The organism is Thermodesulfobacteriota bacterium (assembly GCA_040755095.1).
Classification (GTDB): Bacteria; Desulfobacterota; Desulfobulbia; order Desulfobulbales; family JBFMBH01; genus JBFMBH01.
This window is the reverse complement of sequence record JBFMBH010000042.1, coordinates 19807-28859: the sequence shown is the minus strand read 5'-3', so window position 1 is coordinate 28859 and position 9053 is coordinate 19807. Positions and strand designations below refer to the sequence as shown.

Below are 9053 nucleotides of genomic sequence, written 5' to 3'. Positions count from 1 at the left end.
TTTGCTGGACGCGGTCTTTGCCGCCGGCAGCCGCGGCTGGCTGGCCGGCCTGCTGGTGGCCGCCCTGTGGCTGCCGGCCACCCTGGCGGCCCGCCGCCTGGCTGTGACCTGACGGTGCGCGGGCCGCGCCGGGAGCGGAACGGATCCACCTGCACCCCTGGGAGGCATGCCATGAACAGAAGACGACGGGTGGTGGTCCTGGATGTGGTCGGGCTGACCCGGCACCACTTCGACGAGCCGGCCTTCTGCCCCAACCTGGCCCGGCTGCGGGAACAGGGCCTCCTGGCTGCCATGGCCCCGTGCTTTCCGGCCGTCACCCTGCCGGTGCAGGCGACGCTGACCACCGGCCTTTATCCCGGGCAGCACGGGGTGGTGGCCAACGGCTTCTTCTTCCGGTCCGACTTCCGGGTCGCCTTCTGGGAGCAGGCGGCGAGCCTGGTGGCGGGCGATCGCCTCTGGCAGCGGCTTCGTCATCCCCTGCCGGATCTGAAGACGGCCCTCCTCTTCATGCAGAACAGCCTCTTTTCCGGCACCGAGGTGATTCTCACCCCCCGGCCCCTGCACACGGATGATGGCCTCATCCCCTGGTGCCATTCCATGCCCGTGGGGCTTTACGACCAGCTGGCCGCCGACCTGGGGCCGTTTCCTTTGCAGCACTACTGGGGCCCCCTGGCGGGCATCGCCAGCAGCCAGTGGATCAGCCGGGCCGCCGCGGCCACCATCCACCGCTTCCAGCCGGATCTGACCATGGTCTACCTGCCCCATCTCGACTATGCCTGCCAGCGGCTGGGGCCGGGGCATCCGGCCATCCGGGAGGAGCTGGCCCAGGTGGACGCCGCGGTGGGGGGAATCGTCGCCGCAGTCCAGGAGGCGGGGCTGGCCGGGGAGACGGTCTTTGTCGTGCTGGCCGAGTACGCCTTCTCCGAGGTGGCGGGCGCGGTCTTTCCCAACCGGATCCTCCGGGAGCATGGGCTCCTGGCCGTGCGCACCATCGCCGGCCGGGAGTACCTGGATCTGGAGAACAGCCGGGCCTGGGCCATGGTGGACCACCAGGTGGCGCATCTTTTTGTCCAGCGGGGGGCGGAAGGCCAGGCCCGGGCGGCCCTGGAGCGGACGCCGGGCATTGATCTCGTCCTGGACCGCATCGGCAAGCAGGCCTGGCACCTGGACCATCCCCGGGCCGGCGAGTTGGTGGCGGTGGCCAACCGGGACCGCTGGCTGGCCTATCCCTGGTGGGAGGACCCGGCCCGGGCCCCGGACTTCGCCGGCCGGGTGGACATCCACCGGAAGCCCGGCTATGACCCCTGCGAGCTGTTCTTCGATCCCGAGACCCGGGCGGTCAGCCAGGACACCGGCCTGGTCCGCGGCTCCCACGGCTACCCGCCGCTCAGCGAGCGGGATCAGCTGCCCTTCCTGGTGGCCGGCGCCCTGGAGGACGGGGCCCAGCTGCCGGAGCGCCTGCCTCTGGTGGCGGTGGCCGGCGTTCTGGAGCGGCTGCTCCTCACCGGTCGGCCCTGATGCTCCCGGATCGCCTCAGGGCCGCCAGGGCAGGGGGGTGTCGACGGTGATGGCACCTGGCGCCAGGGTCGCCCGGTAGGCGAGGACCTGGACGCCGGCGGCAGCGGCCTGGTCGAGGGCCGCGGCGTACACCGGGTCGATTCCGGCCTCGGCCTGGAACAAGAGGGCGTCACCACGCTGCACGACGAAGAGCACCGCGGCGCCCTGGCCGGCGGCTGCCAGGGCGGTCAGGTGCCGCAGGTGCTTGGTGCCCCGGACGGTCACCGCGTCCGGAAAGCGGGCGATGCCGTTCCGGACAAGGGTGCAGTTCTTGACCTCCAGAAAGAGGGGACCGCTGGGGAGGGTGAGGAGGAAGTCCAGCCGGCAGTCCGGGCCCAGCCGTACCTCGGGCCGGATGGCCAGCGGCCGGCCCAGCTCCCGGATCACCCCGGCTTCCAGGGCCTCCTGGGCCAGGGCATTGGTGCGGCCGGTGTGGACCCCCACCCAGAAGCCTTCGACCGCCACCATCTCCAGGGTGTAGGCCAGCTTGCGGCCCCGTCGCAGCGGGGCTGGCGACACCAGGACCGGGCTGCCCGGGACAGCGAGGCCCAGCATGCTGCCGGAGTTGGGACAATGGGCCAGGATGCGGCGGTCGCCGGCCAGATCCACCTCGGCGAGAAAGCGCTGGAAGCGCCGGACCAGACGGCCGGGCAGGAGGGGCTCAGGAAAGCGCATGGTCTTCTTGGCAGCTGCTTTTGCAGTTGAACTTTGGGTCTGGATGGGGTAGATAAAGCCCGTTCGGGCGATTAACTCAGTGGTTAGAGTGCCATCTTCACACGGTGGAAGTCACTGGTTCAAATCCAGTATCGCCCACCAGCCCACAACGCGACCCGCCTCCCGGCCCAGGGACGGCGGGTCGCTTCGTTTGGGGGCATCCCGCGGCCGCGGCCCCCTGCCGCTGCCCCGGCCTTTTGACAGCAGGAGCCGGTTGGGCTACGGTAGGCACAAGGCCCCTGGCGTGACGCCCGCCGCCAGATCCGTGGCCGGCGGCGCCCGCACCTCGTCTCGGTGATCCCCGGTGAAGAACGGCGTTATCCTCGCCAAGCTGCAGTCCCTGGATGAGATCCTGGCCCATGTCCAGCCGGATTGAGCCTCGGGCCATCGCCCGGTGTCTCGCGCCCTTTCCCCAGGTTGTCGCCGCCTGGCTGTTCGGCTCGGCCCAGGACGGTGTTGTCCGTCCGGGCTCGGACCTGGACATCGCGCTCCTGTTCGCGTCCGTCCCTGACCTCCCCCTGTTGGCTGACCTGCGTACAGCCCTGCAGCAAGGGCTGGCCATCGAGGAGATCGATCTGGCGGTTCTCAACCAGGCTGGACCGGTCCTGGCCTTTGAGGCCCTGCGAGGCGTTCTGGTCCTCTGCCGGGACCAGGACGTGGTGGCCGACTTCGCCTCGTTGACCGCTCGGTCCTGGGAGGACGAGATGGCCTTTCTCGAACACGGTCTCAGGCTGAGACGCATCCTCCACCGCAGCCCTGCATCGTGAACAGGCCCCGGCAGGCCATGCCGGTCGCCCCGTTCATCCCCCCCTCCAGATCCAACGCCCCACCAGGGGCCGCGTCGACGGGTGCACCCGGGCCTGCCGCCCATTTGGCTGCCGCCGGGTATCCGAGCCCAGGTCATTCCCGCCGCCGGCTGAAGATCCGCACCCGGCCCTCCCCGTAGACCAGATCGTAGCCCGCCCGGATGCGGCCGGCCACCGGGCTGTCCTCCGGCATGGCGTAGGTGAAGATGGCGTCCGGCCGGGGCTCCAGCGTGTCGATCCGGACCTCCTCGGGCCGCGCCATCAAGGCGTCGATGGCCCGGGCCTCGTAGCCCATGCCGGGCCGGTAGCGCAAAGGAAAGACAACGCTGGCCGCCTCGAAGTTGGCCAGGTTGACCAGCCGTGGCTGGGCGGCATAGAGAGCAAAGCCCTGGAGCAGGACGTGGGCCCGCTTCGACGGTCCCTGGGTGTCGAAGACCAGGGGCAGGAAGGTGCGGTCCGGCTGCACCAGGCTGGTGGCGGCCAGGCAGCTGGCCAGCTCCTGGTGCAGGGTCCGGAAGGCTGTGCAGCGGAAGCTGACGTTGGCCAGATGGAGCGCCACCAGGAGCCCTATCGCCAGCCGGCTTGCCCTGCCGGTCCACGGCCAGGGGAGAAAGCCCAGGGCCAGGAGCAGGGGAAAGAGCAGCAGCCGCACCTTGATGACAAAGCCGCCGCCCATCCGGTCCGGGGCCAGGAGGTACACCAGAAGCGAGCCCACGGTGAGGAGCAGAAACGGCTGCCCGAGCCCCGGGCGCCAGCTGGTCCGCAAGCCCCGCAGGAAGTGCCCGCCGCCAAGCCCGTAGACGAGCAAGAGGCCGGCGGCCACCAGGTACTCCCGGTCATGGTGGGCTACCACCGTCTGCATGAAGACGAGGTTTCCGAGGGTACGGCCCAGGGTCCAGACCGTCTTGACGCCGGGCAGCTTTTCGGCCGCCAGGAAATACCACAGGCAGAGACCGCCGGCGGGCGCCAGGGCCGCGGCCAAGAGGAGGGCCTGCCCGGGCCGGCGGCTCGGGCGGTGGCCGATGGCGAGAAACGGGAGGGCTGCCAGGGCCGCGGCTGCCGGGATCAGGTGGCAGAAGTAGATGGCCACCAGGAGGCCGGCCAGGACCACGGTCTCTCTGGCTCCCCAGGCGTCCCGCCGGCGCCACCACCAGGTCAAGGCCAGGAGAAAGAGGGGCATGCCGATGGCGAAGTTGGTGAAGCCTTCCAGGTAGGGGAAATTCCAGACCAGAAGCGAGCCGGCCAGGGCCATGGGCATGGCACCGGGATTGGTCGCGGCCACGAAGAGGCCCACCGCGGCCACAAAGAGGAGGACATAGAGGCTCTGGAACAGCCCATCGGCGATGAGCGGGTCAAGCCCGGCGGGCAGGCCGAGGACAAAGGCCTGGTAGAGCCAGTTGGGCAGGGGCAGGAGGTGGGTCTCGTAATGGGCCCGGAAGACGGCATACCCCGGCTCGTCCAGATGCCGGAGGATGAAGGTGTTGGCGATGTGGCTCATGCCGTCCGCGGTGGGCACGAAGGGCACCGACCAGACGGGCACCAGGTTCAGGAGGGCAAGCGCTGCCAGCAGGAAGAGCCAGCGGCAGGGGCGGCGGTGGGCGGCTGGGGGAGGGGATAAGGGTTCCATGGTCATGACAGGTTGGCACCCCAGCCGCATCATCCTCCCTCGTGCAGCACCACGGAATAGCCGTTGAAGAGGACCCACGCCGGGTCCTGCTCCTGCAGGCCGAGCTGGCGGGCGCTTTCGCTGGTCACCACGGCACAGAGCTCTGTTCCCTCATCGGTACGGACCACAACCTCGGTGGTCGCCTGCCCGGACAGGATCCGGACGACCGTGCCAGAGAACCGGTTGTCCGCCGTGCTCCGGGGCTCCTCCCCACCTTGCTGGAGGAGTAGCCAGGGGGCTTTGACCTCGGCGGTGATGAGTCGGCCGGGGCGCAGGCCGAGCCGCACCAGGCTGTCGTTGGTGATCACCGCGGCCACCCGGGAGCTGCCCATGGTGACGAGGGTCACCCGGCTTTGGATGTCACCCCGCTCGATCGCCTCGACCTTGCCGATGAAGGTGTTGCGGGCGCTGGTCTTCCGCGTCGCCTCCCGATCCAGGTAGTGCCTGGTCACCTGCCGGATCTCCGCCGCCGAAAAGGAGACGCCGGCCGCGGTCAGGCTCGGGGTCGAGTGCCCCATGAGGGTTTGCACGGCTGGGAGTGGCAGGTTGTTCTGGATAAGCTCCACGGCCCGCGCCTTACGGATCAGCTCCGGCGCCCCCAGCCGCTTGGGAAATCCGCATGCCTCTGCACGCTCGTAGAATTTGCGGCGAACAAAGCCGGGGTCCACGGCCAGCCGCCGGGGGGCGGCTTCCGGCATCGGCGGCCGGGCCAGCATCTCCTGGAGCTCCCGGGCCAGGGGCGCAGGAACCGGAACCTCCCTGGGGCCACGGGGGCCGGCCCCGGCCCGGCCAAGCCGCACCACCTGCTCCGCCAAGTCCAGGTCCTGCGAGGGCGCAAAGGCGAGCGCCTCACTGAGCTTGGCACCGGCATACCGGATGAGGAGAAAGATGAGCAGCAGCCGCTGCCGGGAGGCTCGTGCCGCCGGCCGGCGGGGCTCTCCCGCCCAGGCGCGGAACGACTGCTCCAGCCGGGCGAGCTGATGGGCATCGAGGCAGGGACTGTCGTTCGGCGGCTCCGCCCGATGACCATCGTCCTCCATCTCCAGACCTCTGAGCAGCTCTTCCGGTCGTCGCGGCAGCGTTCGCCCCTCCTTCAAAAGAGCCATCTTGACAGCCTCCTGGTTGCCTTGCTAGTGTGGACACGAAAAATATCTCATTCGTGTCTTCTCTGTCAAACAGCGCTGGTGAAGGAGGCAGCCTATGGAAGAGAGCCACGGCGCTGGCGGCGCCTTTCGTTTCGACCGGGTGGAGCTTGCTGGCGCGTTCGGCGACCTCGGGACCCTGTTGCCCATCGTGGTTGCGATGATTCTCATCAACGGACTGAGCCCGTCCGCGGTGTTTCTCTCCTTCGGGCTGTTCTATCTCCTTTCCGGCTGGTATTATCGCCTGCCCGTGCCGGTGCAGCCACTCAAAGCGGTAGGGGCGCTTGCCATCGCTTATCCGGCGCAGGTCACCGAATCCGTGATCGGCGCCGCAGGCATCATCTTCGGCGCCATTCTGCTTTTCCTCACCTGCACGGGCACCGTGGACAGGCTTGCCAGGCTGTTCACCCCGCCGGTCATCCGGGGCATCCAGCTCGCCCTTGGCCTGGTCTTTCTGCGAAAGGGAGTGGAGCTGATCGTCCGGAAGAATCTCTTCCTGTCCGGGGAAGCCGGCGTCCTTGCCGAGTATCACGGCAACCTCATGCTGGGGGTGGTGGTCTTTCTCCTGGTCTTGGCCCTCCTGGACAACAAGAAGGCGCCCGCCGGCCTGGCGGCGCTCGCCGCGGGCATCCTCGCCGGGATAAGCCTTGGCGGGTACGGGCACCTGCAGCCGTCCTTCGGCGCTACTCCCATCCGCCTCCATCTGCCCGCGGCCGGCGATTTCTGGACGGCCCTCACCCTGCTCATCCTGCCCCAGATCCCGCTCACCATGGGCAACGCCTGCGTGGGCACGGCCGACATGTGCCGCACCCTCTTTCCGGAGAATCCGCGGCAAGAGAGATCCGGTGCAAGCAGCTTTGCCTTCACCATGGGACTCGCCAATCTTCCGGCGGGGCTCCTTGGCGCGATTCCCATGTGCCACGGCACCGGCGGGCTCGCCGCCCACTACCGGTTCGGAGCAAGGACCGGCGGGGCGCCGATCATGATCGGGGCGCTGTTCGTGGTGATGGCGATGGCCTTCGGGGAGCTCTGGTTCACCCTCCTGGCGATGATCCCGAACGCGGTCCTGGGGGTACTGCTCATCTTTGCCGGGCTCGAGCTTTGCCCCCTGGTGCGGAGTCTCAAGACCAACGAAGAGTATTTTGTGGCCCTGCTCATCTCCGGCATCGCCATGGCGGTGCCCAACATGGCCTGGGCCTTCGGGACCGGCATCCTCGTGGACATGTTTCTCCGCCGGTTCAAGATCAGGATCTGAGACCGAAGGGCAAGTGGGGCCGCCCGGGAGGGCCGGCGGCGACCAGGCCACCCACGGCACCAACTGTATCCCTGGGCGGATAGCGGCGATCTCGCCCTTGTAGTCGATCTGCGCGGGTCCGGGCGGCGCTGCCCCAGAACTGGGGCCAGATTGTCGTTGACAGGGTTCTCCCAGGAAGACTATCTGTGTCCCTATGACCAGCTCCTGCCTTCACAGGGAAGTCGAAAGGACTTCCGGCCGGGACCAGGCCGGCGCTGTCCGTCGTGCTCGCCGTCACTTCTTCCGCAGCTCGATGACGCCGTCCCAATCGGGCGGCAGGTTCCGGCCGCGCAGGTGTGGATGGGTGGAGCGCAGCACAACCCATCTCGCCCCGGCCGACTGATGGGTCGCGGCTGTCGCCTCCACCCATCTACGCCTCTTGAGCTGCCGATTGAATGGCATGACCGCCGGAAGCCCGCTTTGGTGGCCGTTAAAGGGCGGTGAGGCAAGTCCTCTGTGACGTACGTTGCGCGTCCTCCTGCTCCGTCGGCGGCGCCGAATGCCCGAGCGGCCGCGCAAGAGGCGGCGCCTGTGGAAGAGCAGCGTGGGCAAGGGAAAAAGGCACGGCAGATGTCGAGACCGGCTGTGAAGAGCGGAGCAGGGGAGTCGATTCGTCCAGGTGGCTGCTGCTGCCCCTGCCACACCGGCGCCGGAGTGGTCCATCCAGTGCCTTGTTGCGAGCCATGCCCCTTTTGCACGAAGCCAGTCGCCCGTGGGAGGAGCTGACAGAAGACAGATGTTTGCTGTTCTCTTTGTATGTCAGAATGGCTGGCTGCTTCGCTATCTTCCCTGGACACCCAATCGTTGAATTCAAACTGGCCGTTGCCCGCGAAGCGATCGGAAGGAGATCTGTGCATGGTTGAGGCAGCAAGGAGAGAGGCTACTTATGAAGACCTTTATGGTATCCCTGAAGGCGTCGTGGGGGAAATCATCAACGGTGAACTGATTGTCACTCCCCGACCATCAAGGATGCATGGCTTTTCGGCCTATGCTCTTGGGGGAGAACTGCTGCCTCATTACCAGTTTGGTCGCGGAGGAGGGCCTGGTGGGTGGGTCATCATCGGAGAGCCGGAAATAAGGTTCGGAGAAAATTTCCTGGTACCGGACATAGCGGGCTGGAGAAGAGAAAGATTTCCCCAGTCGGAAGAAACAAATTGGATTTCTGTCTCTCCTGATTGGGTTACTGAGATTCTCTCTCCCAGCACTGTTCGGGTGGATAGAATGAAAAAAATGGCCATCTACGCCGAACATGGAGTTTCTTACCTGTGGCTCATCGATCCTGTGGCCAAGACGCTTGAAGTCTTCAGACTTGAAGCTGGTGGCTGGCTCTTGCGATCCGTCTTCGGTGAAAGTGATAAGGTGCGGGTGGAGCCCTTTGTCGATATTGAAATAGACCTTGAGAACCTTTGGATTGAGTAGAGCCAACTGTATTGAGCCCGGGCAGATTTCTTGAGTCTTGAGTGCACCAGGATCAAGCAGATATAGAAGGGTGCATTACACGTTTGTCCCCGATGAGAACAGCTCTTGTTGGCACCTGCCAACGTAGCGTTTGAAGGCGTCATCCAGGGTGCCGTTGACGATGGCGCAGCGCAAGGCCAGCAGGTTGGCAGGTGCGCGCAGTCCTTGACCAGTGCGCCCATCAGCTCGAGCTTCTTCGCCTCGAACAGCGCCGAGATCTCCTCCATGGTCAGCGCCTTGTCGCCGAGCAGCTCGGGCGCCACGGCGTCGACCCATTGGTCTGCAATCTCGCGTACCCTGTTGCGGGACATGGACAGCTTATCCTTCGGGACCGGCGCAGGGAGAGCAAGGCTCATGGCGTCCCCTCCCGCGCCAGGCGCCGCACCCGACCAGGCCGGCGCTGCCCGTCGTGCTCG

The 9053-nt window shown here is 67.0% G+C and carries 7 protein-coding genes and 1 tRNA gene; 5 read left to right on the top strand and 3 right to left on the bottom strand.

The features are described 5' to 3' along the window. Positions 1–171 precede the first annotated feature (171 nt). A complete protein-coding gene (locus tag AB1634_08435; GenBank protein ID MEW6219548.1) occupies positions 172–1518 on the top strand; it encodes a nucleotide pyrophosphatase/phosphodiesterase family protein in 1347 nt (448 codons plus the stop codon). A 15-nt stretch (positions 1519–1533) separates the two neighbouring features. Here AB1634_08435 and sfsA read toward each other — a convergent pair whose 3' ends face one another. After that, the gene (gene sfsA, locus AB1634_08430; protein ID MEW6219547.1) at positions 1534–2232 is read right to left on the bottom strand and encodes a DNA/RNA nuclease SfsA; all 699 of its coding nucleotides are present in this window, start codon (positions 2230–2232) and stop codon (positions 1534–1536) included. Positions 2233–2297: 65 nt separating this feature from the next. On the opposite strand from sfsA, the gene AB1634_08425 reads away from it, so the two are divergent. Continuing rightward, positions 2298–2373: transfer RNA gene (locus AB1634_08425), tRNA-Val, on the top strand. 257 nt (positions 2374–2630) lie between these two features. Beyond that, positions 2631–3038 carry a nucleotidyltransferase domain-containing protein gene (locus AB1634_08420; GenBank protein MEW6219546.1) on the top strand — a complete coding sequence of 136 codons (408 nt, stop codon included), beginning with the start codon at positions 2631–2633 and terminating at the stop codon, positions 3036–3038. A gap of 133 nt (positions 3039–3171) precedes the next feature. Here the strand turns inward: AB1634_08420 and AB1634_08415 are convergent, their stop codons facing one another. Both AB1634_08415 and AB1634_08410 read right to left on the bottom strand, forming a co-directional pair. After that, positions 3172–4710 carry a hypothetical protein gene (locus AB1634_08415; GenBank protein MEW6219545.1) on the bottom strand — a complete coding sequence of 513 codons (1539 nt, stop codon included), beginning with the start codon at positions 4708–4710 and terminating at the stop codon, positions 3172–3174. A 23-nt stretch (positions 4711–4733) separates the two neighbouring features. Beyond that, positions 4734–5849, bottom strand: coding sequence for a TOBE domain-containing protein (locus AB1634_08410; GenBank protein MEW6219544.1), 1116 nt, complete (start codon positions 5847–5849; stop codon positions 4734–4736). A 94-nt stretch (positions 5850–5943) separates the two neighbouring features. On the opposite strand from AB1634_08410, the gene AB1634_08405 reads away from it, so the two are divergent. Both AB1634_08405 and AB1634_08400 read left to right on the top strand, forming a co-directional pair. After that, complete coding sequence (locus AB1634_08405; GenBank protein MEW6219543.1) at positions 5944–7140, top strand: putative sulfate/molybdate transporter; 1197 nt, start codon at positions 5944–5946, stop codon at positions 7138–7140. A gap of 894 nt (positions 7141–8034) precedes the next feature. After that, positions 8035–8598 (top strand): Uma2 family endonuclease, encoded by a 564-nt coding sequence (locus tag AB1634_08400; GenBank protein ID MEW6219542.1) that lies wholly within the window; start codon positions 8035–8037, stop codon positions 8596–8598. The last annotated feature ends 455 nt before the right edge of the window (positions 8599–9053 follow it).

Bases quoted from the DNA above. Each gene is read 5' to 3' on its own strand.
- AB1634_08435 (MEW6219548.1), top strand. From the start codon at position 172: ATGAACAGAAGACGACGGGTGGTGGTCCTGGATGTGGTCGGGCTGACC.
- sfsA (MEW6219547.1), bottom strand. From the start codon at position 2,232: ATGCGCTTTCCTGAGCCCCTCCTGCCCGGCCGTCTGGTCCGGCGCTTC.
- AB1634_08420 (MEW6219546.1), top strand. From the start codon at position 2,631: ATGTCCAGCCGGATTGAGCCTCGGGCCATCGCCCGGTGTCTCGCGCCC.
- AB1634_08415 (MEW6219545.1), bottom strand. From the start codon at position 4,710: ATGACCATGGAACCCTTATCCCCTCCCCCAGCCGCCCACCGCCGCCCC.
- AB1634_08410 (MEW6219544.1), bottom strand. From the start codon at position 5,849: ATGGCTCTTTTGAAGGAGGGGCGAACGCTGCCGCGACGACCGGAAGAG.
- AB1634_08405 (MEW6219543.1), top strand. From the start codon at position 5,944: ATGGAAGAGAGCCACGGCGCTGGCGGCGCCTTTCGTTTCGACCGGGTG.
- AB1634_08400 (MEW6219542.1), top strand. From the start codon at position 8,035: ATGGTTGAGGCAGCAAGGAGAGAGGCTACTTATGAAGACCTTTATGGT.